18 protein-coding genes and 1 pseudogene are annotated in these 24,515 nt (G+C 52.9%); 6 read left to right on the top strand and 13 right to left on the bottom strand.

Annotation, left to right across the window (positions count from 1 at the left end):
• The 9 genes from QZ517_RS06995 to QZ517_RS06955 form a co-directional block, all read right to left on the bottom strand.
• On the bottom strand, positions 1-1,657 hold a 1,657-nt coding region (locus QZ517_RS06995), incomplete at its 3' end, for a biotin carboxylase N-terminal domain-containing protein (protein WP_294224203.1).
• A 182-nt stretch (positions 1,658-1,839) separates the two neighbouring features.
• Positions 1,840-3,234 (bottom strand): TRAP transporter large permease, encoded by a 1,395-nt coding sequence (locus QZ517_RS06990; protein ID WP_294224200.1) that lies wholly within the window; start codon positions 3,232-3,234, stop codon positions 1,840-1,842.
• Positions 3,231-3,905, bottom strand: a complete 675-nt coding sequence (locus QZ517_RS06985) for a TRAP transporter small permease (RefSeq protein ID WP_294224197.1) — start codon at positions 3,903-3,905, stop codon at positions 3,231-3,233. Before QZ517_RS06985 ends, QZ517_RS06990 begins: the two co-directional genes overlap by 4 nt.
• Before the next feature lie 83 nt (positions 3,906-3,988).
• Complete coding sequence (locus QZ517_RS06980) at positions 3,989-4,990, bottom strand: DctP family TRAP transporter solute-binding subunit (protein ID WP_294224194.1); 1,002 nt, start codon at positions 4,988-4,990, stop codon at positions 3,989-3,991.
• A gap of 91 nt (positions 4,991-5,081) precedes the next feature.
• Positions 5,082-5,882 (bottom strand): AraC family transcriptional regulator, encoded by an 801-nt coding sequence (locus QZ517_RS06975; protein ID WP_294224191.1) that lies wholly within the window; start codon positions 5,880-5,882, stop codon positions 5,082-5,084.
• On the bottom strand, positions 5,879-6,700 hold the full coding sequence (locus tag QZ517_RS06970; RefSeq protein ID WP_294224187.1) for a CoA ester lyase: 822 nt from the start codon (positions 6,698-6,700) through the stop codon (positions 5,879-5,881). The genes QZ517_RS06975 and QZ517_RS06970 overlap by 4 nt, the downstream gene beginning before the upstream one ends.
• A complete protein-coding gene (locus tag QZ517_RS06965; protein WP_294224184.1) occupies positions 6,700-7,875 on the bottom strand; it encodes a CaiB/BaiF CoA-transferase family protein in 1,176 nt (391 codons plus the stop codon). Before QZ517_RS06965 ends, QZ517_RS06970 begins: the two co-directional genes overlap by 1 nt.
• Entirely contained in the window at positions 7,875-9,026 is a 1,152-nt protein-coding gene (locus QZ517_RS06960; protein WP_294224181.1) for an acyl-CoA dehydrogenase family protein, read from the bottom strand. Before QZ517_RS06960 ends, QZ517_RS06965 begins: the two co-directional genes overlap by 1 nt.
• A gap of 8 nt (positions 9,027-9,034) precedes the next feature.
• Positions 9,035-9,883 (bottom strand): MaoC family dehydratase N-terminal domain-containing protein, encoded by an 849-nt coding sequence (locus tag QZ517_RS06955; RefSeq protein ID WP_294224178.1) that lies wholly within the window; start codon positions 9,881-9,883, stop codon positions 9,035-9,037.
• Between the two features lie 103 nt (positions 9,884-9,986).
• Between QZ517_RS06955 and QZ517_RS06950 the strand changes: the two genes are divergently transcribed.
• Positions 9,987-10,895 carry a LysR family transcriptional regulator gene (locus QZ517_RS06950; protein WP_294224175.1) on the top strand — a complete coding sequence of 303 codons (909 nt, stop codon included), beginning with the start codon at positions 9,987-9,989 and terminating at the stop codon, positions 10,893-10,895.
• A 9-nt stretch (positions 10,896-10,904) separates the two neighbouring features.
• Here QZ517_RS06950 and QZ517_RS06945 read toward each other — a convergent pair.
• The 3 genes and pseudogenes from QZ517_RS06945 to QZ517_RS06935 all read right to left on the bottom strand — a co-directional run.
• Positions 10,905-11,687 (bottom strand): annotated as a pseudogene (locus tag QZ517_RS06945) (IS481 family transposase); the annotation flags it as partial.
• Positions 11,662-12,585 (bottom strand): SLC13 family permease, encoded by a 924-nt coding sequence (locus QZ517_RS06940; protein WP_294224210.1) that lies wholly within the window; start codon positions 12,583-12,585, stop codon positions 11,662-11,664. The gene QZ517_RS06940 and the pseudogene QZ517_RS06945, both read right to left, overlap by 26 nt.
• A gap of 157 nt (positions 12,586-12,742) precedes the next feature.
• Positions 12,743-13,264: a DUF3124 domain-containing protein gene (locus tag QZ517_RS06935; RefSeq protein WP_294224171.1), complete on the bottom strand. Its 522-nt coding sequence runs from the start codon at positions 13,262-13,264 to the stop codon at positions 12,743-12,745.
• A gap of 350 nt (positions 13,265-13,614) precedes the next feature.
• Between QZ517_RS06935 and QZ517_RS06930 the strand changes: the two genes are divergently transcribed.
• The 4 genes from QZ517_RS06930 to QZ517_RS06915 all read left to right on the top strand — a co-directional run bounded on the left by QZ517_RS06930 (position 13,615) and on the right by QZ517_RS06915 (position 19,608).
• Positions 13,615-15,186: a tannase/feruloyl esterase family alpha/beta hydrolase gene (locus tag QZ517_RS06930; RefSeq protein WP_366766014.1), complete on the top strand. Its 1,572-nt coding sequence runs from the start codon at positions 13,615-13,617 to the stop codon at positions 15,184-15,186.
• Between the two features lie 72 nt (positions 15,187-15,258).
• Positions 15,259-16,521: an MFS transporter gene (locus QZ517_RS06925; protein ID WP_294224168.1), complete on the top strand. Its 1,263-nt coding sequence runs from the start codon at positions 15,259-15,261 to the stop codon at positions 16,519-16,521.
• A gap of 81 nt (positions 16,522-16,602) precedes the next feature.
• Positions 16,603-17,652, top strand: coding sequence for a calcium:proton antiporter (locus QZ517_RS06920; protein WP_294224165.1), 1,050 nt, complete (start codon positions 16,603-16,605; stop codon positions 17,650-17,652).
• Positions 17,653-17,724: 72 nt separating this feature from the next.
• Positions 17,725-19,608 carry an alkyl sulfatase dimerization domain-containing protein gene (locus tag QZ517_RS06915; RefSeq protein ID WP_294224162.1) on the top strand — a complete coding sequence of 628 codons (1,884 nt, stop codon included), beginning with the start codon at positions 17,725-17,727 and terminating at the stop codon, positions 19,606-19,608.
• A gap of 332 nt (positions 19,609-19,940) precedes the next feature.
• On the opposite strand, the gene QZ517_RS06910 is transcribed toward QZ517_RS06915, so the two are convergent.
• On the bottom strand, positions 19,941-20,981 hold the full coding sequence (locus QZ517_RS06910; RefSeq protein WP_294224159.1) for an IS110 family transposase: 1,041 nt from the start codon (positions 20,979-20,981) through the stop codon (positions 19,941-19,943).
• Positions 20,982-21,417: 436 nt separating this feature from the next.
• Here QZ517_RS06910 and QZ517_RS06905 point away from each other — a divergent pair, with 436 nt between their 5' ends.
• On the top strand, positions 21,418-24,384 hold the full coding sequence (locus tag QZ517_RS06905; protein ID WP_294224155.1) for an ATP-binding protein: 2,967 nt from the start codon (positions 21,418-21,420) through the stop codon (positions 24,382-24,384).
• Positions 24,385-24,515 lie beyond the last annotated feature (131 nt).

Raw genomic sequence — 24,515 nt, 5'->3', positions numbered from 1 at the left:
GCATCCGGGTCGCCAGCAGCGACTGGTGCCCGTCGCGCATGGTGGTGTCGGTCAGAAGCAGTTTCTTCTGTGCGAGCATCCAGTCGGCCACAGCCTTGGCGCCCTTGTCTTCCAACAGGTTGAGGCTGCCCGTCGGGATATCGGTGCCATGGGCCGGTGCCTTCGGCGCTTTCAGCCCGTCCGCAGGTGCCGCGCGGCCCTCGGTTTCCGGGTGACCGTTCACGGTGATATCCGCGATATAGGTCAGCACCTTGGTGCCGCGGTCACGCCGTTTCTTGAAGTTGAACAGGTCCGGCGTCTCGTCGATGAACTTGGTGGTGTATTCATTCGACAGGAAGGTCGGGTGCTTCAGCAGGTTTTCCACGAAGGCAATGTTCGTGGACACGCCGCGGATCCGGAATTCGCGCAGGGCGCGGTCCATCCGGGCAATCGCCGCTTCAGGGGTTTGCGCATGCGCCGTGATCTTCACCAGAAGCGAGTCATAGTAGCGCGTGATCACACCGCCTGCGTAAGCCGTGCCGCCATCCAGACGGATGCCCATACCGGTCGCGGAGCGATAGGCGGTGATCCGGCCATAGTCGGGAATGAAGTTGTTCTGCGGATCTTCCGTGGTGATCCGGGTCTGCAGTGCATGACCATTGAGGCGGATTTCCGACTGGTCGGATTTTCCGGTCGCCTCGGCGAGCGTCTTGCCCTCGGCAATCCGCACCTGCGCCTGCACGATGTCGATGCCGGTCACCTCTTCGGTCACCGTGTGTTCCACCTGCACCCGCGGGTTCACTTCGATGAAGTAGAATTTGCCGGTTTTCATATCCATCAGGAACTCAACCGTGCCGGCGCATTCGTAATTCACATGGGCGCAGATCTTGTGGCCCAGTTCACAGATTTCTTCGCGCTGCTCTTCGCTCAGATAGGGGGCCGGGGCGCGTTCCACCACTTTCTGGTTACGGCGCTGCACCGAACAGTCGCGCTCCCACAGATGGTAGATCTCGCCATGGCTGTCACCGAGGATCTGGACCTCCACATGGCGCGCGCGGGTGATCATCTTTTCCAGATAGCCTTCGCCATTGCCAAAGGCGGCTTCCGCTTCGCGGCGGCCTTCCAGAACCTTCTCTTCCAGCTCATCCGGCCCGTGGATCGGACGCATGCCACGTCCGCCGCCACCCCAGGAAGCTTTCAGCATCAAGGGATAGCCAACCTCGTCAGCTTCCTTGCGGATTGCGTCCATGTCGTCGCCCAGAACCTCGGTGGCCGGAATCACCGGGACGCCGGCCTCAATCGCCACGCGACGGGCCGAGGCCTTGTCGCCAAGCGCACGCATGGTGGCCGCCTTGGGGCCGATGAAGGTGATGCCATTGGCTTCACAAGCATCCACGAAATCCGGGTTTTCCGACAAAAGACCATAGCCCGGATGGATCGCATCCGCGCCGCTTTCCAGCGCCACGCGGATGATCTCGTCAATCGACAGATAGGCGGCCACTGGCCCCATACCTTCGCCGATCTTATAGGCCTCGTCCGCTTTGAACCGGTGCAGGCCCAGCTTGTCTTCTTCGGCATAGACGGCAACCGTCTTCTTTCCCATCTCGTTGGCCGCCCGCATCACACGGATCGCAATTTCGCCACGGTTGGCAATCAGGATTTTCTTAAAGTCGGTCATGTAAGCCACTTTCTACTTTGAAAGTCAAAGAGCGATTAGTCACTTCGCCAGCGTATTCCATCGTGACAGTTTCAGCGGCACAAACCGAAAAGGCACCATGTGGGACAAGGCTTTTGCGAACCGATGTCTTTGAGTGTTCGAGTTTCTCGGGCCACAGAATTTCAATTGCCCGAGAATAGCTCTTACTTGGTGATGATCTCCGGACCCATAAAGGTGTTGGGTAGAAACGTAGATATCGCAGGGATGTAGGTCACCATAATCAGGAAGACGAACAATACAGCAAGGAACGGTAGGGCTGCTCGAACCACACCCATCATCGGCATCGCAGCAACGCCGGAGGTCACGAAGAGGTTCAGCCCGACCGGCGGCGTAATCATACCGATTTCCATGTTGACCACCATGATGATGCCCAGGTGAATCGGATCAATTCCAAGCTCGATAGCAATCGGAAACACCAACGGAGCAACGATCACCAGCAGGCCAGAGGGCTCCATGAATTGTCCGCCGATCAATAGGATCACATTGACCACCACAAGGAACATGACGGGTCCGAAACCTGCCGATAGCATCGCGTTTGCAACGGCTTGTGGGATCTGCTCCTCCGTCAACACATGTTTCAAGATCAGAGCATTCGCGATCACGAACATCAAAGTGATGGTCAGCTTACCCGCCTCAAAAAGCGTTCGACGTGTGTCGACATGCACCCAGGCGGTAATCAATGCTTGTGGTTTTTTGAGTATCGAACTTGGCTCACCTTCGTTTTTGGCTGCCAGAGGCCCCATATCCCGGTAGATGAAAGTTGCAACAAAGAAAGCATAAACAGAAGCAACGGCCGCCGCCTCGGTTGGCGTGAAGAACGCCCCTGTAACCCCAGGGATACCATAGATACCAACCATGATAATGACGATGAGTAGCAGGCCCCACGCTGCATCTTGGAAACTATACCAAATCTCGCGCCAACCTTGCCATTCGCCTTTCGGCATGTCCTTGATACGCGCCATGACATAAATGGCGATCATCAACATCAGGCCTGCCAAAATTCCAGGAATTACCCCTGCGAGGAACATACGCCCAACCGAAACCTCGACGGCGGCGGCATATACAACCATAACGATGGATGGCGGAATAAGGATGCCCAAGGTGCCTGCATTACATATCACGCCAGCGGCAAATTCTTTTGAGTAACCTGCTTGACGCATTGCAGCAATCACGATGGAACCGATGGCAACCACGGTGGCTGGCGATGATCCAGACAAAGCGGCAAACATCATGCATGCAAAGACGCCCGAAATTGCCAGCCCACCGCGCAAGTGGCCAACACAGGCAATTGAAAAGCGGATGATCCGCTGAGCTACACCACCTGTAGACATAAAGCTGGAGGCAAGGATGAAGAATGGAATGGCCAATAGCGTAAAGTGTCCTTCAAAAGCGCTGAAAAGAGTTTGCGCCACAGAGGCCAGCGAGGCGTCCGAAAACCACAACAGAAAAAGAACGGACGACATACCCAGGGCAACTGCAATCGGCACACCGATCAACAGAAAGCCAATAATCATGACGAAGAGGAGAAATACGGTCATTTGTAGGTCTCCCCGTGCAGCTCTTTGACTTCCTGGATTTCGTCTTCAACTTCATGGCTCGCAACGATCCGATCGTTTTTGCCAATCCAGACGAAGTAGACAGATTGTGAAAATCGAAACAGCAAGAGTGCCATGGAAAGCGGCAGAACCGCATACGGCACCAATCGGGGGAGCTTTTCGTAAGGCTCGCCCTCGTTAAAAACAGTCTCCATCCATCCCAAAAGGAACGGATGCGGAATGTCATTTACTTCATACCAACCCTTCCCAAGGTACTTGCTCTCGAACCCAAGAGGAAACCAACGCCCTTCGGTGCCGGGTAGGTTGGCAAAATTTGCCCAATAGTCCCAGGATCCCTTCAGCAAAAGAAATGAGAAGCCAACGCAGATGAGTGCTGCGATGATTGCGAGTAACCGTCGTGCGGGCGCAGAAAGTAAACTTATAATGGCATCTACGCCGAGGTGCGCCCCCTTTTGGACTGCATAGGATGCACCTAGCAACACAAGCCAGCCAAACAGGAACACCGTCAACTCCAGACCCCACAGAATGTTCGAATTAAACGCTTTGCGCGCTATCACATTGGCAAATGTCACCAATGTCATCACCCCCAACAAGATCGATATCAGGTTCTCTTCCAACCTATCGATCAGGGATTCTCCCGGATTTTTGTACATGATTTTCCTCCCATGTCTTGGTGTGGGATCAGCAATAAAAAAAGAAGGCCCGAACTTGCCGGGCCTTCTGGCAAAGTAGAAATTCAGAGACCGGCGTTGATCGCCTGCGCGGCATCGATGTTCTCTTGACCAACATCACCTGCAAACTGATCCCAAACTGGTTTCATGACATCGACCCATTGCTGACGTTGTTCGTTGGTCAGCTGACGGATGGTTCCGCCTGCCTCGATGATAGACTGCTTGGCCGCTTCGTTGACCGCGGTAGATTCACCGTTACGTGTTTCTGTGACCTCTGCCAGAATGGTCAGGAACTGGTCGCGAACGCCAGGTTCTAGACTCTCAAGCCAGTCGACAGAGGTCACGACGAGGTAATCAATAATACCGTGATTGGTTTCGGTCACACCGTCCTGTACTTCGAAGAACTTCTTGCCGAAGATATTCGACCAGGTGTTTTCTTGCCCGTCGACAACACCTTGTTGCAGAGCACCATAAACCTCCGAGAAAGACATCTTCTGAGGTGAGCCACCGATAGCCTCCATTTGCGCCACCAGAACATCAGACGATTGTACGCGGAATTTGAGCCCATCGGCATCGGTCGGCACTACAAGCGGAACATTGGCCGACATCTGCTTCATGCCATTGTGCCAGTAGGCCAGGCCTTGAAGGCCACGGCGCTGCATCGAATCCAACAGGCCTTGACCGGCATCAGACGACTGGAATGCATCGACCGCATCAACGCTCTTGAACATAAACGGCAGGTCGAAGATACGGAACTGTCTGGTGAACTTCTCGAATTTCGACAACGAAGGCGCTGCGAGTTGAATGTCACCCTGCAACATGGCTTCCAGCACTTTGTTGTCGTCATAGAGTGTCGAGTTGGGAAACACCTCCATACACACCTTGCCGTCCATCTCGTCATTGACACGTTGTTCCAAAAGAGATGCAGCTATCCCCTTTGGGTGCTTGTCTGTGTTAGTGACATGGCTGAATTTGATCACGGTTTCGCCGGGGTCACATGCCGCCAGTGCTGCCTGAGATGTGATTGTGAAAAGTGCGGCGCAAGCCAGTGTTTTTAGTTCCATCATGGTATCCTCCCATTTTGTTGTAGGGCCTTGTAAGTACATACTTTTGCTTCAATGATCCGACTCTCTCCTTTCTTGATCAGATCAAATTCTGTTAGATCTCGTTCAATTGCGGTTCTCCTCGCCCCCTCAGATGACTGGGGGGAAATTCGAAGTGCTTACGGAACACATCCGTAAAGTGGGAATGCGAAGAAAAACCCGTATTGTAGGCGATTTCGGCCAGCGATTGTTCCGACGTCTGAAGGCGTTCAAGTGCGCTTTGGAGTCTTGCCTCGCGCAAGACTTTCGAAAAACTTGTTCCTTCCCGGGCCAGGTTTCGACGCAAAGAGGCTTCACTCATTCCAAGTTTCACAGCGACTTCCGTTCCACGCCAAGGGTGGGCCAAGTCACCTGCCAGCATCTCTCTGAGTCTATGAACCAGCGTCAGTCTGGCTGAATACGACAATCGAATTGCAAGCCGCGACAGCCAGGCCTTCAGCTCTGTGAAACGCGCGAAAACTACCTCATCGGGAAGCTCGGAATGCTGCGTGGCCATTCGCATTCGGGCAAACGCCTCAACCATTTCCGTTGGTGGTTTGAAGCATCGAAATGCCTCGCTCTTGTTTTGGCTGTGAGCCAATTGGTCAGACAGACCGTTCCCGTGGAAAACCAGACCCTGCGCTACGTAGTCGCCCAGTGGACCAGTATTGTTTCGAATGGTGAATTCTGTGTGGCTCTGCAAAAACACAAAGTCACCCGAAGACGCACACTGGGTTTTATTGTCAAGAGTGCTGATCTGTTTGCTTCCCGCTTCAATATGAAGAAGGATGGACGCCGGGAGAAGCAACGTGCGCACCTCAGTGTCTGCACATTGACGATAGGTTATAGCCCGTATGTCCGGAAGCCGCTGGTTCATCCCAAAACCTCTGCGTTCAGGATGCCCTTGGCCCTATCCAAGACTGGCTTGTCGATCATCTGACCACGAAACCGAAAGCTGCTTTTCTCGTTGGATGACGCTTCAATAACTGCCTGGGCCCATTCGATATCCATAGCGCTTGGAGCAAACGCAGTGTGCACCGCGCCTATCTGGCGAGGGTGAATGCACATCATACCGCCCATTCCAGATGCCCTGGCGTTTTCCGCGGCCGCTATCAAACCGGGTTCGTCATCCAGCGAAGGAAATACGCCATCGATCGGTGGTGAAATGGCGGCCATGCCCGAAGCGGAAACCAGCTTAAATCGCGCCTGATCCAACATGGACTTACCACCGGGGTGAGCCACGTCCAAACCCATCTCATTTGACAGGTCGATTGTGCCGAGCAACAAGCGCTGTACATTGTGTAGCACTGCAAATTCACGGACCTCGGAGACACCTTGAATAGTCTCGACCAAGGGCCAAACAGGGCACTCCATCTTGTGAAGCAATTCGGTAACATGCCGAGTGTTGGCCTTTGGGAGGATCACACCCGAAAGGTTTGGGTGCTGAGCTACATCAAGATCGCCTTCATAAAAGGCACTTGCTCCGTCATTGATACGAACGAGAACATTTCCACCCGCCCCGTCATTGAGGAATTTAATAATATTGAAACGAGCGTTAGCTTTGTCTTCAGGAGAAACAGCGTCCTCTAGGTCAATGATGATAGCGTGGGCACCCGACGCAGCCGCTTTCACAAAGCGCTCGGGGCGGTCCCCGGGGACAAAGAGAAGGCTGCGTGCCGAATTCAAATCGGTCATCAGATCACCTTCTCATTTTGCAGTTCGCCGATTCCTTCTTCGGAATAGCCAATTTCAGCCAAGATTGCGTGAGAGTGCTCACCGAGATCCGGCACCGCGTCCATGCGTGGTTCTGATCCGATCCCACCCGGAGGAAGGAGCGCGGGAATTCGACCAGCCGGCGTGTCTACCTCGCGCCAGCGATTGCGCGCTTCGAACTGTACATGTTTCCAGACGTCTGACATCTCGTTCAGGTTTGCGTTGGCGATGCCCGCGTGGTCCAGCCGCTCGATAACTAATTCGGTCGTCAGATCAGAGAATTTGGCTGTGATAATCTTTGTCAGTTCAGATTTGTTTTTTGCGCGCAAACTATTTGATACAAACCGCACATCAGTGGTCAGGTCATGGCTTTCAAGCACTGTCTCGCAGAAGGCTTTCCACTCCCGTTCATTTTGTAACCCGAGGATCACGGTGCGCCCGTCGCCCACTGCAAAAGGGCCATATGGAAAGATCGTGGCATGGCTTGCACCGGCGCGTGCGGGGGGTTCGGCCCCCTCATAAGCGTAGTACAGGGGATAGGACATCCATTCCGTCATCGCGTCGAGCATAGACAGGTCGATTTCGCAGCCTTTACCAGTCCTTCCGCGCTGGATAATCGCAGCCAGAATATTCGTGTAGGTATACATGCCCGCAGAAATGTCGGCGATTGAAATCCCGGCTTTGCTTGGGGTTTCAGTTGTGCCGGTTGTTGTGACAAATCCAGATTCCGATTGCACAAGCAGATCATAAGCCTTGCGCTTTTCATCTGGGCCACCTTTGCCGTAGCCAGAAATGTTGCAAACGATAACGCCTGGATTGGTCTTGGAAAGTTCATCGTAGCCGAGGCCAAGCCGTGCGGCGGCGCCGGGAGCAAGATTCTGAACAACCACGTCAGCTCCCGCGACCAATTTCTGAAGAATGACGCTGCCTTCCGCATGTTTAACATCGAGCGTCAGGCTTTCTTTCGACCGGTTCGTCCAGACGAAGTGCGAGGCCATCCCATTCACGCGGGTGTCGTAGTTGCGCGCAAAATCCCCAACGCCAGGGCGCTCAACCTTAATGACACGTGCGCCCATGTCAGCAAGCTGGCGGGTTGCGAAAGGCGCAGCAATCGCATGTTCAAGACTAACGACTGTAATTCCTTCAAGTGGGAGCATTAGAAAGACCTCGGCAGGCCGAGAACATGCTCGGCGATGTAGGAAAGGATGAGATTGGTGGAGATCGGCGCGACCTGATAAAGCCGGGTTTCGCGGAATTTGCGCTCCACGTCGTATTCAGTGGCGAAACCGAACCCGCCGTGAAATTGCAGGCAGGCATTGGCCGCTTCCCAGCTGGCTTTTGCCGCAAGATATTTGGCCATGTTGGCCTCGGCCCCAAAGGACTTCCCAGCATCAAAGAGCTGACAGGCGCGAAACCGCATAAGGTTGGCGGCTTCCAGCTCAATCTTGGCTTCTGCAATCGGGAACTGAACTCCCTGGTTCTGACCAATCGGCCTTCCAAAAACCTCGCGCTCTTTTACATAAGCGCTCACCTTGTCGATGAACCAATGGCCATCACCGATACATTCAGCAGCGATCAATGTGCGTTCTGCATTAAGTCCGTCCAGAATGTAGCGAAACCCCATGCCCTCTTCGCCGATCAGGTTCTCCGCAGGGATTTCCAGATCATCAAAGAAAAGCTCACTGGTCTCGTGGTTGACCATGTTCCGGATAGGGTTCACATCCAACCCATTGCCGATGGCATCTTTCAGATCGACCATGAAGATCGACATGCCAAGCGACTTCTTTTTGACCTGATCAATCGGTGTAGTTCGTGCCAGCAGAATCATAAGGTCCGAATGTTGTACTCGGCTGATCCAAACCTTTTGACCGTTGACGACGTAGCGGTTTCCCTTTTTGACCGCCGTGGTCTTGATCTTGGTGGTGTCAGTCCCGGTGGTCGGTTCCGTCACCCCCATAGATTGAAGCCGCAACTCGCCACTGGCGATCCTGGGCAGATATCGCTGCTTTTGCTCTTCAGAGCCGTGACGCAACAAGGTACCCATGTTGTACATCTGGCCGTGACAAGCGCCGGAGTTGCCCCCTGCCCTGTTGATTTCTTCCATAATGACGCTGGCTTCTGTAAGGCCCAGGCCCGATCCGCCATATTCTTCTGGGATCATGGCTGCGAGCCAGCCGGCCTCTGTCAGCGCATTTACAAATGCTTCTGGATAGCCCCGCTGCTCATCAATTTCCCTGTGATATTCAGCTGGGAAGGTCGCGCACAGCCCTTGAACGGCTTCGCGGATGTCAGTGTGCTCGAAATCCATGCTACGCCTCAAGCAATTGTTGCTTTGGCGTTCATGGCAAGCGAGCCATCCTGCCGGCGGGCCCAGAGACGGAAGTTTTTTCCATCCTCTTCCGCCGCGCCGTGCACCGAGAAAATTTCGTTATCGAAGATCGTCGACAACGCGCGGAATTCAAAGCTTTTTACAATAGCATCAGGCTTCTCGCGACGCAGCAGATCAAGCAACATTGTGGCAAGCAGTGGGCCATGCACAACCAAGCCCTTGTAGCCCTCAGAGGTCACGCAAAACGGCTGGTCATAGTGAATTCGGTGACCGTTGAAGGTCAGAGCCGAATACCGGAACAGAAGAACCGGGTCAGGATTGATGTCGCGACTAAACTCCCATTTTTCTGGAGCTTGAGGCGGCACCGGCGCGGGCGCATCGACGCTCGGCTCTTCGCGATAGACTATGTCATGCTCTTCGTCGCTTCCAAGCGTGTCGCCGTCAAAAATCTGGTGACCGACGGTTACGAAGACCAATTGACCAGACCGCCCAGACTTGGTTTTCACAGATTTGATCGTCGATACTTTCCTCAACTCTCGCCCAATCCGTAGCGGTGCATGGAAATTCAGTCGGCTTCCTGCCCACATCCGACGCGGGAGCGGCACCGGGGGCAGGAAACCTCCGAGTGCGGCATGACCATCATACCCAGCCTCGGAAAGTTTGAAGAGCTGAAGAAAATGCATCCAGTGCCAAAGGGGCGGCAAGGAAGTACCGTTAACATACTCCGGATCCTCGCGATCCAATGTCGCGGCTAGCGCATTTGAAGGAAATGGGCTGACAGTTTCGAGTCGGCTTTCCGACTTCCCAATCCAGTTTTCCAAATGCGCGATATCCATCTTCGTCTCACTCCCAATTTCGATGATGGATATTTGTTACATAATGAGTGCGTTCTGAAAATTCGTATTTACAACACGCCGCGTTCGCGCCAAACAAACACAAATGAAAATCGAATTGATTGACCTCAAACTGTTCAAGAACATAGCCGAATGCGGGAACCTCACCAGGGGCGCAGAGAAGTCTTATCTATCTCCTCCATCGGCAAGTGCGCGTATCAAGGCACTTGAACTGGAAACCGGCCAACAGCTGTTGTTTCGGGGAAACAAAGGTATAAGCCTAACTTCCGCCGGAGAGCTTTTCTTGCGTCAGGCACGTCTGGTCCTGAGGCAGATGGATTTTCTTCAAGAGGAAATGACGAACTCTGAAGCCGGTCATATTCGGCTTTTTGCAAACACCACGGCGGTCACAGAGTTTTTGCCAGAGATCATGGCAACCTTACTTTCAAGCCGCCCGGGCGTCACTGTCGATCTACAGGAACGATTGACACATGACATAGTTCGGTCCGTCCTCGATGGTAGCGCAGACCTCGGGATTATTTCGGGAGAAATCAACGAACAAGGGCTTGAGGCCATTCGGTTTTCAACTGACCATTTGGTGCTCGCGACCCCCCCTTCTCATCCTCTAGCCTCAGACAAGAGCATAAAACTTTCAGAAACACTGGAATATGAGCATATTGGCTTGCACGAGGGCAGCACTCTACTTGACTTTCTGCGACGCCAGTATCGGCGAAATGGGTATGACCGGACTTTACGCATCCAGGTTCGCAGTTTCGAAGCCATGTGCCGGGTTATCGAAGCGGGGGTGGGTATCGGTGTTGTTCCGGAATCCGCAGCGAAGCGGCATGCTCAGACTATGAACATCACCTTGCTAGACTTGGAGGATGCCTGGGCAACACGGGATCGTTCCGTGTTGTTCAGGGATAAATCCGCACTACCAGGTTCAGCGCTTATGCTTATCGAAATGTTAATTAACTCCGGTGCAGGTGGACGAAAGACTTCAATGCGATGCTAGAATAGCACCCTAGGTGTTCAGTCCCGGCATCTGGTGGATCGGATTTAAGATGAATCGATCTGGCTCGGATGTCCAGATTTTGCAGATGTATTCGTAAGGTGTGAGACCGCCGAGCGTCTTGAGACGGCGCGCGTAGTTGTAAGCATCGAGAAAGTCGCTGAGATGCGTGCGGAGTTGGTCATGGCTATCGTAGTGATAGCGTTTGACGGTAGCGTCTTTAATCGTGCGGTTCATGCGCTCGACCTGCCCGTTCGTCCAAGGGTGGTTTGGCTTGTTCAGGCGATGCTCAATGCCATTTGCAGCGCAAATCATGTCGAACCGCATGGGTCGAGAATAGGCTGTATTCCGGTTGCGAGGTTGTTCACAGAACTGGATCCCATTGTCCGTCAGTATTGTGTGGAGCTTGTAGGGCACCGCTTCCAATACGGTCTCTAGAAACTCCCATGCCGTCTTGCGGTTTGCTTTGTCGACCAGTTGCGCGACGGCAAACTTGCTGGTTCGATCAATGGCTACAAAGAGATACAGCTTGCCCTCATTGGTACGCAGCTCAGCGATATCAATGTGGAAATAGCCAATAGGATATCGTTTGAATTTTTGCCGCTTGGGCTTGTCGCCCTCCATGTCTGGCAGTCGATATATGCCATGCCGTTGCAAACAGCGATGCAGGGCAGAGCGCGTTAGATGTGGGATCGTTGGCTTAAGCGCATAAAGACAATCATCCAATGGCAGTAGCGTATGACGCCGGAAAGCCACGACCATTGCTTCCTCATCTGCGCTCAGCACTGTGGAACTGGGTTCCGTTGGCCTCGGTCACAGCTCCGAGATATTTAAATGACGAAAGTTCTGAGACTTTGCCCAGTTCATCCCGCGTCCCAGAAATCAGGAGTTGGTCGCCAGGTAAAAGCTCCATACCGGGGACAAAGGCATCCGATTGACTGTGCTGGTTCGAAGGGCGACTACGCGCGAGAACCCTGGCTTCACTGTCACGAAAAATCACCTCAAGGTCGGCTCTTGGCTTCGAGACCACTTCGACAAGGTGGAATTGGTCCAGTAGAGCGTAGTCGTCCAGAAACTGCAGTGTGGATTGCCGGTTCTTGGCTCGCCCCATTGTCTGTTCACTGGCGTCGTGTGCAAACCCGGTTAGAAGCTTGCGACCAAAGGCCAAGAAGTAGATGATGGTGGACATCAAAACGACCAGCCCGATAGGGAAAAAGCTAAAAAAGCTGAGCGCTTCGTAACCGGCTTCTTGCAAGCTATCGCTGACAACAAGGTTGGGTGGCGTTGCGATCAACGTGAGCATCCCGCTAATCAATGCGGCATAGGACATCGGGAGCAAAAGCCGGGATTGTTGCAATCCGGTGTCGGCCGCAATCCTCAGAATGACCGGAATGAAGATCGCGACCACGGCAGTAGAACTCATCACGCTGCCGAGTAATGCGGCTCCGAGTATCAACAATATGGTTAAGCGTGTTTCACTGCGCCCTCCATATCCCAAGATCAAGTTGCCAATGGTGTGCGCGATGCCGGTGCGTTCCAGCATTTCGCCGACAATGAGCAACCCAACAACCATTATGACAACGGGACTGCCAAAACCGGACAACGCCTCATCCGAGGTCAGCACACCAGACACAATCAGCGCGATTACTACTATGAGAGCAACCAGATCATATCGCACCCGATTGCTTGCCATCATTGCCCCGGCGACCGCGATCAGAACAAAGACAAATTCTGCGTCTCCCATCATGTCTGGGTTTTCTCCGAATTAGAACGTCAAATAGCTAAAGGTAGGGCTCGGTTGCCGGATGGCACATTTCGAAGCTTGGTTGCTGCCGGCTAAATTATGTTGGCTATTGATGGCGCTCGATGACTTTACCACTTGTTTGAAAAGACAACCCCTGAGTGCCGGTTCCGCCGACCATCAGGGCGTTGGCCATTGGTTCAACGACCATCGACGGCGCCTCCCACTTGACGACAAAATTAGCGCCGGTTCCGCCAGTGTTTTCGCGAATGCCAATCACGTAGTCACTCGATTGAAAGCTGGATAGCGGGAAAGGCTCATCGACAAAATCGCGTAACAAAGTACCATCCTTGCTATAGTACCGCACGTCCGTCAGCTTGATCTTTTCTCGGGTATCGACGTTGTGAACAACCAAAGTTGCTGCCAAGGGCTGCTGCTCAGAATCGCTGACGGCGACTTGTGAAAAGGCCGGAACATAGATTGTGCCGCCTTTGGATAGGACAATTTGATTGTCCGCCTGAGCTGCGGCTGAGCCGGAGACAAGCACAATTAGGGCAAGCAGTTTTTGAAAGACTCTGGTCTCTTTAAGTCTTGGCATCATCCTGTCCATTTGCTCGTTTGCTTGGGTCATAGTGACATGACTTCAGGGGGTGTGAAAGTGCGACTATCAGAAATGCATGCCAGTCAAAGCGAGAGAGTTGCAGTGGGTTTTCTAATGGTGCGTACCATCTGTTGGCCCGTAAACCGTTCCATTATTCCAACAACAAGTTCAAAGTCAGGGTCGACACTCGGCCCGGCTGTTTCAGGGCCCTCAAATTGAAGGCGTAAATCAGACGCATGTATTTGCTTTCTCAATGGCCTTGAGATCTTTATGTATTTCTGCAAGGCCAACATCTCACGGCGGTTGTAGTAGTTCGTTACTTTGTTCGTCCATCGGAACCCACTCAACACGCCAATCATTGTCTCTAAAGGAGCCTCAATATGCGTCGTAGGAAACCAATAAACGTCGCGGCGAGCTTGTCTCTTGTCTGTGTTGCTCTGACTTCTGAGGCGATGGCTGGTGAATGTAATGCGGCGGACATCCCAGTTGTGCCCGATGTTCGGATCCTAACCGCAGAGACTGTGACCTCTCCCGCCCCTCATTGCCGTGTGGTTGGGGAACTTGGGACCGAGACAGGGTTTGAGCTCCTTTTGCCGGATGACTGGAATGGCAAGTTCGTCATGGGCGGTGGGGGTGGCTTCTCTGGCGATTTCAACAACGCAGCTTTGCGGATGGCAAATATCCTTACCGACGGCTGGGCGACCGTCACGACAGACACTGGGCACAAAGGCAACAACATTGTAGCTTCCTGGGCCCTTAATAATCTGGAGCGGCAGGTCAATTTCGGGTTTCAGGCGGTGCACCGGACGGCCGTCACCTCCAAAGCAATCATTGCAGAATACTATGGGGACGATATCCAGAGAAATCTCTTCGTAGGATGTTCCCGCGGTGGTGGGCAAGCGATGATGGTAGCGCAACGTTCTCCAGAATTATTTGAGGGGATCTATGCCGGGGCGCCAGCCTATTATTGGACCAAGGAAATGGCCGGTCGCTGGACCTATGACGCTATGAACATGTTTCCTGACCCGACCCAAATCTCCACTCCTGTCATTGATGGCGAGGCTCAGGCCCTGATTGGGAACGCGATCATGGCGAGGTGCGACGCAATAGACGGGCTGAAGGATGGGATCCTGAACGACCCGAGGCAATGTGACTTTGAGGTCGCAAGCCTTCAATGCGGTGAGGGGGGCAGCAACCAGTGTCTAACAGAAGATCAAGTTCGAGTGGCCGAAGATCTTTTTCGTGAGGTGGAATTTGGCGGTACATCCTGGCCAGGTATGCCGATGGGCGCTGAGCTGCCTGGCAACCCCCTCGGATGGTCGATGTGGACCACAGGAGGGTTTGTCGAAGGCAATGACCTCGACTTCCACCCAGGTGAAAGCGACGGTGATGCATTTGAAATGCCTCCCATTCCCAATGCCACTTGGGGGTTCGCAACGCAGATGATGAAGTACTTCTTCTACAGCGATCCCGAATGGAGCTATGAGGGGTATGATTTTGCTGATTTTGCTTTTCACGCTGCGCGTCTGAGCACAACGCTTGATGCGAATAATCCTGACCTTTCTGGGTTCCGGGCCAAAGGTGGCAAGCTCATCCTCGACAATGGCTGGATGGATGGATCACTGTCAGCTTTCGGAACCATCGATTACTTTGAGGATGTCTTGAACTTTGACGCGACCGCGTACGAAGATGTGCGCTTGTTCATTCGGCCGGGGGTAACGCATTGCGCAAATGGTCCCGGCCCGGACGGCACCAACTACATCGCCGCATTGGAAGATTGGCTCGACTCGGGCGTTGCCCCTGATCAACTCCACGCCCCATTCGTGGATCCGCTCACGCGACAGGCGACCGGAGGGGGACGTATCATCTGCGCACATCCATCCATTGTCACCTACGACGGCAGTGGCGATCCCAATGCCGCCGATAGCTTCTCATGCCAAACTCCCGAATGACGTGACGGCTGCCCAAGCGCAGCCTCTGCGGCTGTGATGCCCAACAAAACGCCCCCTAATTAAGAGCAATAGATGGACCCGTTCAAAGAAAGACTGCTGACCTTGCGATCGCTTTTTGTTGCAATGGCTGCAGTTCAACTTGTCACCGCCGCCTCCGGCACGCTCGTTGCTCTCTATTTTGCCGAGACCGGCGCTTCACAAGAGGCAGCAGCACTTGCACCCGCATTTTATTCACTTGGGTTTCTCTTAGGCTGTTTTTACATCGCAGGCTGGCTGAGCGCGATTGGACATGTCAGGGCGTTTGCGGCAGGTGCGGCAATCTGCATCGCCTCGACGCTTGCCTTCTCGGTGAGTGAGGCGGTGCCATTCCTTCTATTGGTCCGCTTCTTAACAGGAGTCGCAACTGCCGGTCTTTTTGCCATCGGCGACGCATGGATCAGCGAATCCGCTGACAAAGAAAGCCGAGGCAGGCTTCTCGCGATCTACGCGATTATCCTGGGCACAATGTCGGTTGCCAGTCAGATACTTATTCAGGTCCTTCCGGATGACCTGAACGAAGCATTTGTTCTGATTTCTATGCTGTTCTGCATTGCAATCGTGTTCCTGACGGCCGCACGTACCGATCCGCCACCGCTGAAGGCCGTCGCCAATGTCCGCATCAAGGAGTTGTTCAAAGACTCCCCCACCGCTTGGGTTGGTTCGTTCGTCGTGGGCATGGTTGCGACAACTTTATTGAGCGTGGTGCCGTACCGAGCCGCTGTGCTTGGCATTGAAGCCACCGACATCGGTTTGGCGATTGGGGTTCTGTATTTTGGTCGCATCATGTTCATGTATCCGTTGGGCAAATTGTCGGACCTTTTTGATCGCCGGCTAATCATCTTGATCAACAGCATCATCGCTTCTCTCCTGCTCGCGGCCATAGCCATCCTTGGGTCTGGAGACGAGACTGCCTACATCCTTGGCGCCAGTGTGGGCTGGCAGCAGCTACAGCTTGCTGTGTTCCTACTGCTGGGCGGCGCGCTACTGACAATGTATTCGTTGCTGGCGGCCCATGCGATGGACCGGTCTCCTCCGGTTTACGTAGCATCAACATCTGTCACCATGTTGTTTGTGAACACGGTTGGAGCCGCATCCGGCCCGCTTCTGGCGAGCACGGTGTCTGGCATTGTCGGGGACATCGCTCTGTTCTGGCTTTTGGTCGCCACGATGGCTGCCCTTGCGGCCTTTGTCGGGCTGAGAATGATCCGGCATCATTCCGCATCCAACGCAGAAAAAACACAACACAAAGATATCCCGACAACAAGTGTCGAGCTGACGCCGACGGAAAAAAGGTAAGCAAGAAAAATGGCTAATACAGCTGGGAACACGCTGAAAGCGGAATGGCCGGTTGGTCTGATCTGGGTGACATTTGCGATCATGACCGCAGTCGGTACGTCACTGAAACCTGAAGTTATCGGATCCAGTGCATCCTGGGTGATGCTCGGGCTAATTTTCGCAGTAATGCTGACTACGGTTTTTCGAGTTGTTCATCACGCGGAGTGCCTCGCTGTTATTTTTGGAGAACCCTTCGGCACGCTGATCCTGACCCTGTCGGTGATTGGCATCGAAGTTGCCCTGATCACGGCAGTCATGCTCAATGGTGATAACAATCCAACCCTCGCAAGAGACACGATGTTTTCTGTGCTTATGATTGTGATGAACGGCCTTGTGGGGCTAAGCCTTTTGATCGGTGGCCTGCGGCACGGGTTGCAAACCTTCAATCTGTCAGGCGCGAACGCGTACTTGGTGGTGCTGCTTCCGATTGCCATAACCAGCCTTGTGCTCCCAAGCGTCACCACTTCTGCAGGAGGGGGAGGTTTGTCACCGGTTCAAACGGTCTTTCAGGTGATGATGTCTCTGGTCCTATACGGGATATTTCTTACGTATCAAACCCTTGGGAAACCGGAGATATTTAGACAGCCTGCCGAGGAGATTCCAACTGTTGGTGGCTCGTCCGCGCATGACCTTGAACCCAAAGGGATTGCTTACCACGTTGTCGGATTGTTGTTGGCGATGTTGCCCATTGTCCTGTTGTCAAAGATGCTTGCTGTCTATGTGGACTTCAAAATTGGCGAGCTGGGCGCGCCCGTTGCACTTGGAGGTTTCCTTGTGGCGGCCATGATCCTAACGCCGGAAGCATTGGCTGCACTTGATGCTGCAAAAAGCAACCAACTGCAGCGCGCAGTCAACATCTGCTTGGGGTCTGCTGTCGCAACCATTGGCTTGACTGTCCCTGCTGTGTTGATCGCCTCGGGCATTGTTGGGCGACCAATTGAGCTGGGGCTGGGCAGTGCGGAGATCGTGCTTCTGTCCTTGACGCTCGGGATCAGCATCCTAACCTTTGTCGGGACACGTACAAATGCGCTGCAAGGCGTAGTGCACCTGGCCGCCTTCATGACCTACGTATTTTTGATTTTCGACAGCTAAAGGGCTGAACAATTCAAAGAACATTGCCGCGCGCGAGATCAGAGTCGGACGTCGCCCAAAAGGAAAAGAGAAATGATCTCAAGACGTGAATTCCTGCAATCTTTGCCAACCCTTGGCTTGATGATGGCCACCACAAGTCTCACCACATTGACAGCGGGTCATGCATTCGCAAAAAGTAAGCTCACGCCGACTGATACCTCACGTCACCCCCCCATGTCCTATCGAGGGAGTTTCGACGACAACCGTGTTGAATTTGCCAACGGCGGTATCGCTAATGGCAACTATGTGGACTGGCTGTCCGGCCAACCCAATGAGGCGACGATTTTTGAACCGCAAGAGGGCGTGTGGTCAATTGTCGGCTATATGCTTGGCAACTTTACCTTTGTGCAGAGCGAGACCGGGCTCATTGCTTTTGATGCCGGAAGCAACATCGGAATGGGCCGCGACATCCTCGCATTGCTGCGCACCCGCACAGAGTTGCCCATTGTGGCGATCATCTATTCCCACCACCATTATACCGCAGGGGCGCGAGCCTATGCCGAAGATCGCGGTACCGACCTGCCGATTTATGGACACCCAGATGTCGACAGGAATTTGTTACTGACGGCAGGTGAACTTGGCCCCATGCAGTTCCGCCGAGCCAGTCTTCAACTCGGCTTCTACTTGCCGCACGACGGGCCAGACGCTTACGTTGGACCAGCAGAGCCAACGTTTGACGATCCTGAGCTTCAGGCCAATGGGCATTTACCGGTGACGCATCCCGTTTCCGATGGTGAAGAAGTGGTGATTGATGGTCGTCGCGTTATTTTCCATCACGCGGTTGGCGACACACGGGACAGTCTGATCGTGCATTTCCCGGACCAAGACCTTGTCTTGCACAACACAAACGTCACGCCGATGGCCTTTTCCATGTACACCCTGCGCGGAGATTTCTATCGTGCGCCAGATGACATGATCGCTTCCATCGACAAGATGCGCGCGATCCGGCCTGCTGTGCTGGTTGGATGCCACGGCGTTCCGTTGTTCGGCGATGAGGCTCACGAGGTGATGACCGCACATCGCGATTACTACGCATTCATCTACAACCAGTCCATTCGCGCTATCAATCAGGGTATGACACCTGAACAGATGGTAGAGACTATTCAGATCCCAGATCATCTTGCCAAACACCCGTGGCTGTATCCTGGCTATGTCGAACATGAGTACAACATCCGGGGCATTTATCGGGGTATCGTCGGGTGGTTTGCCGAAGACACCGCTGACCTACACCCACCAACAGACGCAGAACTTGGTAACGAGATGATCCAAGGGTTTGGTGGTGTGGATGCCGTCATTGAACGGGCGAGAGAGGTATTCGATCAAGGTAAATACAATCTCACGGCTAAACTCATGAGCTTTGTTATTGGCGCAGATCCGACCAACGGCGAAGCCCGTCAACTGAAAGCCGACGCCTCGCGAGCCATGGGGCAAACCGCTCAGGCGGGCATTCAGGCGCGCAATTTCTTTCTGACACACGCGCGGCATCTGGAAGGCAAACTGGATTGGACGCAACCTCCTGAAATCGGATTTTTCACCCTTCCTGGTGTTGATCTCGTCATGTCCACGCCGCCAGGCACATACCTCAAGCTGTTGCAATTCAATGTGGATCCAGTGGGTAGCGCCAATGTTAACGCAGTCGCCAAATTCAATTTCACCGATTTGGGGCAATCCTGGGCTGTACATGTCCGCCGTGGTGTTGTGGAAATCACCGAAACCGTTCCGGAAACAGTCGACGTGACCATCGAGTTTGACCGTAAGACCTGGGCACAAATCGCGCTGCGGCAGATGTCATTGGCGGACGCCGTGCAAAGAGGGCTGGCAGCGGTATCTGGCGATCAATCCGAAATGGCGGCGATCTTGGGATCGTTTGACAAGATTCCCACAGCTCAACCCGAACCAGAACAGATGAATGGGTAAGGTTCTACAAGATGTTGCGAAGTGTTGATACGGCATCACCTCGCAACATCTTGGGAAGGCATCGGATCCGCAATTCGCAACTCAGGTTGTAAAAGCGGTTCTCTGTTTGCGGAGAAGTCAAGGAACTGGGTTACTTGTCTTTCGGGGTCGTGGTTCTCTCCGAAGTCGGCATTGCCGCTTCATGATGGCGTCCGGGAGCTGATCGGCCAGAATGTCATTCGCGAGGTTGGAAGCGTTCCACCTCTACCGCTTTAGACTGGCTTGATCCGCCACCGTCCCGAAGGACGCTGAACCCACCCTTAGTCTCTCGGGCAGGTATTCGTAATTTCTGATTAAGCTACGCCCTCCATGCTTGGGTCAAAAACAGCGTCATTGCGCCAGATGCAGTGCATGATAACTGCAATCTTCCTTGCGGCTGCGACAGCGGCCTTTTTTAAGCCTTTTCGCTCGTTCAGGCGCGTAGCCCATGTCAGCAAAGGTGATGGCTTTTTGACTTGTGTGATCAAAGTTGTGGCCGCCGAGTACAGCAATCGTCGCAGATCACGATCTCCGCATTTTGAAATGCGCCCTGACCAATCCATTTCGCCAGATTGATAGCGTCGCGGTGTGAGGCCCAGGAATGCGCCGACATCTTTTGACTTTTTGAACCTTGCTGCATCATCCAGTGTTGCGATGTAGGCAAGAGCGACGATAGGGCCGACACCCGGAACTGTCATGAGGCGCACAGCAAGATCGCTTCCTCGCGCGATGGCCCTAAGCTCAACGTCCATTGCGTCGGCTGCAGAGCAAAGCGCCAGATGGATTGGGTTAAACATGTCCACCATCACACCGATGGCAGGGTCGGTAGTACCCGCCTCGGTAAGTTGATCACGGAAGGCTTGCCGCATTTTGGAGCGATGCACGCCTGACATGCAGATCCCAAAAACTTTCAACACCCCACGGACATGTCCTTCTAAATCTTTGCGCATCTTGATCAAGCGTTCACGTGTGCCGATCAGGACACGAATGCGTTCTGACGTCTCACTGCGGATGTGAACCCGGGTGAACCACCCAGTTCGCGCGAGATGCGCTAAGCCTTCGGCATCCCCCCGATCAGACTTGTTAAGACGGCCTGACAGGGCTTTATGCGCCAGCCGTGCATCAATACAGATTATCGGGAGGCCCCGCTTCTCCAGTTCGCGGGTCAGCCAGATCGACAGAATGCCGCTCTCGTGGACAACACGTTCAGCATCGGGCGCATGCCTGAACAAAAAGGCGGCAATCTGATCCGGATCAGACGAGACTTCACCGCGTGCGACAACAGCACCATCCGCCTCAACAACACAGATCGAAACGGATTTGACGGACACATCGAGTCCTACATAATATGACATGGTCGTTCTCCTCTACGGCTTAAGATTTGTGAGGCCAGTATACTGGACCTCGTTCGCCCGAGGAGAGCGACAACCGCAAACACACCATGTCATTCGCTTTGAGGCATGTGAATGTCAGCTCTGGGCCGCTCGCGAAACTTTGCAAACTCCGCTTCCTGCGCATTGCGGTCATTCGATCCACCCTGCCAGCGGGGTTAGGCTGAAGGAAACTGTCGGATGACTGCAGGCAGCCCTTAGCTGACGTGGACGTTCCACACATCGTGCGGAGAGCGGACTTTTGCTGTAGCCAAAAAACAGTAGACGTCTATGCCGGAGAGCTGCCGTTCGCTACAAGTTGACCGGCAGACGTTTCAATTCCAATCGCGTGAACGAACTGGTTTTCTTGTGAACAATTTGTCATAGTTCGCCCATAACGTGAGTAATTAAGAAGAGCAGAATGAAGATTACCGAAGTCGTACTTGAGCGGATTAAAGACAACCAAGAATTGGATGCCTACGTCAAAGGTGCTGTGTCGAAAATTTCGAAGCATATTACCTCGAACAAAATGATCTTCTTTCCAGAATATACGGATCACGACATCACCCATTTTGAGGCGGTTCTTGAAACCGCAGTCGATCTTGCAACGGAGAAATCACGCGAATTGATGTCTGACGTCGACTTCGCACTTCTTACAACCTCCGTCATGCTTCATGATCTTGGGATGCATCTCACAAAGGACGGTTTTTGCACGCTCATATCGGCAGACGGCCCGCTCAGACCGATAGAAGGGTTCGGCGACCGGCCATGGAACGAGTTGTGGGTCTCTTTCTTGGCTGAGGCACGCCGGTTTGATGCGAACAAACTCGAGTCCTTATTCGGTACCAACTACAAGCCAGTAACGACATTTCCTTCGTTTGATGATCCGTGGGATGAGTTTGACATTCTACTGGTGGGAGAGTTCCTTCGTCGACACCACCCGAGATTGGCTCACGAAATTGCACTGCAAGGCCTGCCTTCAATCGATGGTTCAGTTGTGCGACTCTGCCAAACAGACACCGACTACGAGAAGTTTCTATCAGACATCGGAGGTTTGGTTGCGCGTAGCCACGGCATGGGACTTCGTCAGACATTTTCTTACCTTGAAAGTAAGTATAACAATAAGATTGAAACGCGCTCAGCCCACCCAATTTACTTGATGTCGCTCTTGCGGATTGCAGACTACCTTCAAATCCAAAGTGAAAGGGCACCTGCGGCCCGCACACAAGTCTCGAAATTCAACAGCCCCATCTCAACTCGGGAATGGTCTGTGCATCAGTGCGTCTCTGACATCACAAATCTGACCGATCCCGAAGCAATTGACATCACGGCTCAACCAGAAGACGTCGCGACATTCTTGAGGTTAAAGTACTGGGTTGAAGACTTGCAGAGGGAATTGGACATCACTTGGGCTATTCTAGGTGAAGTTTATGGGCTGCACTCTCATAGTGGCCTAAATAAACTGGGCCTACACATTCGTAGGATAAAATCAAATATCGACGACGCGGAAGGTTTTGCAAAGACCATAAATTACATTCCGGAACGCATTGCTTTTGAAACGTCGGGCAGTGAACTCCTCAAGCTCCTCGTTGGACCATTGTACTCAAATGACATTTCTGTTGGCCTGCGTGAGTTAGTGCAGAACGCCACCGACGCAGTGAAAGAGCTGGACCAGCTCGTTTTAGATGGCTCGATTGATGAACCCAAGCGTCGCGCAGATGTCATCGGAGATGTGCAAATCGACTTCGAACTGTCTAACGACCAACAAAGTGGGGCGTGGACTAGAGTAACGAAAATCGTGGTCATTGATCGTGGCGTCGGTATGACGCAAGATATCATCAAGAATTATTTTTTGATGGCGGGTGCATCGTTTAGAAGCTCTGACGCATGGAAGGAAAAATTCGAAAGACCTGACGGACTAAAGACAGTTCAGAGGAGCGGCAGGTTTGGCGTAGGAGCACTTGCAGCATTCTTGCTTGGCGACAAGATTACCGTTGAAACTCGCCATTATTCAGAACCGACGACAAGAGGTTTGAAGTTTTCAGCGGGTATTGAGACCGGAGCAATCAACGTCCTTCGGCACGATTGCGAAGTGGGAACCAAAATTCAAATCGAAGTGCCGGAGCGCTTGCAAACACAAGTAGGGAAACTTCTACCTAGTAGGTACAGCAAAGAGGTTAGTTCACATCAACCTATCAGCCAATATTTTGGTAGATACCCGAAACTTGTTTACACAGAGGACGGCAAAGAAATTCCGTGGGATGAAAAGTGCTACCTGCCGTCCAAGTCCAACAGATACGAAGACCCGTGGAACTACTTCGAAACCGAAAATTTCGAAGTGAACTGGTCTTATGAAGCCCATGCGCCGGATTTGGCAGTAAACCAAATACGTGTATCTGGAAGTAATGAGGAACGCTTCGGTCCGCACAATATCGAGCGGTCATTCAGTTCAAGCATTTTTAATCTCCCGTCGCTTTCGATTGGCGACAATTCCGGCTCGTTTCCCTTGAATTTACAACGAAACTCTTATGCCTCAAAGGAGCTTTCGTTTGCCGATGAGATTCTGGCAGACATCACGGACGAGTTTGTTTTTTCCTGTCTTTGGCAAATGTCAGAAGACCGAGAGCTTGTATTTCCGAGGTATCGGGGCCAAAATCTTGGGCCGTCCTACGACCGCCGGAAGCACGTGTGGCTCCGTTGCTCAGATGGTGTAATCTTGAATAACGCGCACTTTTTGAATTGCTACACTCCGAGGTATGCACTGATGCGTTATGGTGGACGGGATGATGCATCGACTCTCGATCAGCTAATAGTTGGTCTGCCTGCCAAATCTTTGCTGGCACATGACGCAAACGACGAGTTTTCAGGACGAAAATTCACCATGAAAGGCAAACTAACCAGAACGCTTCAAGGTCAAGCAATCGAGTTCATCTCACAATCGACAACTGCATTGAATGTCTTTATTCCATCCTCTTTCGTCGACTTGATAAAATCGAAGATGAAGCCGGGGCAATCCGCAACCAAGCTCTTGGATGGACTTGAAAAGGATGTGGTGGACGGCTGGATGATTCAGCGTGGGACCCGCCTATCGGAGCCTGAAGCCGTCCATAATTGGCGGAAGACACTCAAGAAAGACGGCAGCGATACTTCGGTGATCGGCTTCCATGAACTATCTAATTATAAACAGCCACCAAAGAAGAACCGTGATGTGGTCGTCTTTGACCGATGGATTGAGCTTGTTGGTGTTCCTTACCTACCAAACTCGAAGGTCAAGGTGGACCAATTGCTAACCCAACTTAGAGAAAAGCTTGGCGAGAAATATGAGATATTTGAGCGCCGTGCTTACAAGGCTATGCAAAGTAAAAAGAAAAGGGCTGAAGGCAAGTAGAAGCACTTGGTTTCAAGTGTCATTTTCTGAGCTTAACGACCAATGTCTGCTTCGGGTAAGCTGCACTGCGGCAGGTTCTATTGGATACGAACTGCCGCTTAGGGTCGTTCGCACGACTTTGCAAATGTCGC

The sequence above is a fragment of the uncultured Shimia sp. genome, from assembly GCF_913054185.1.
In the GTDB taxonomy this organism is placed as follows: domain Bacteria; phylum Pseudomonadota; class Alphaproteobacteria; order Rhodobacterales; family Rhodobacteraceae; genus Shimia.
This window is presented reverse-complemented; position numbering and strand designations above follow the sequence as displayed.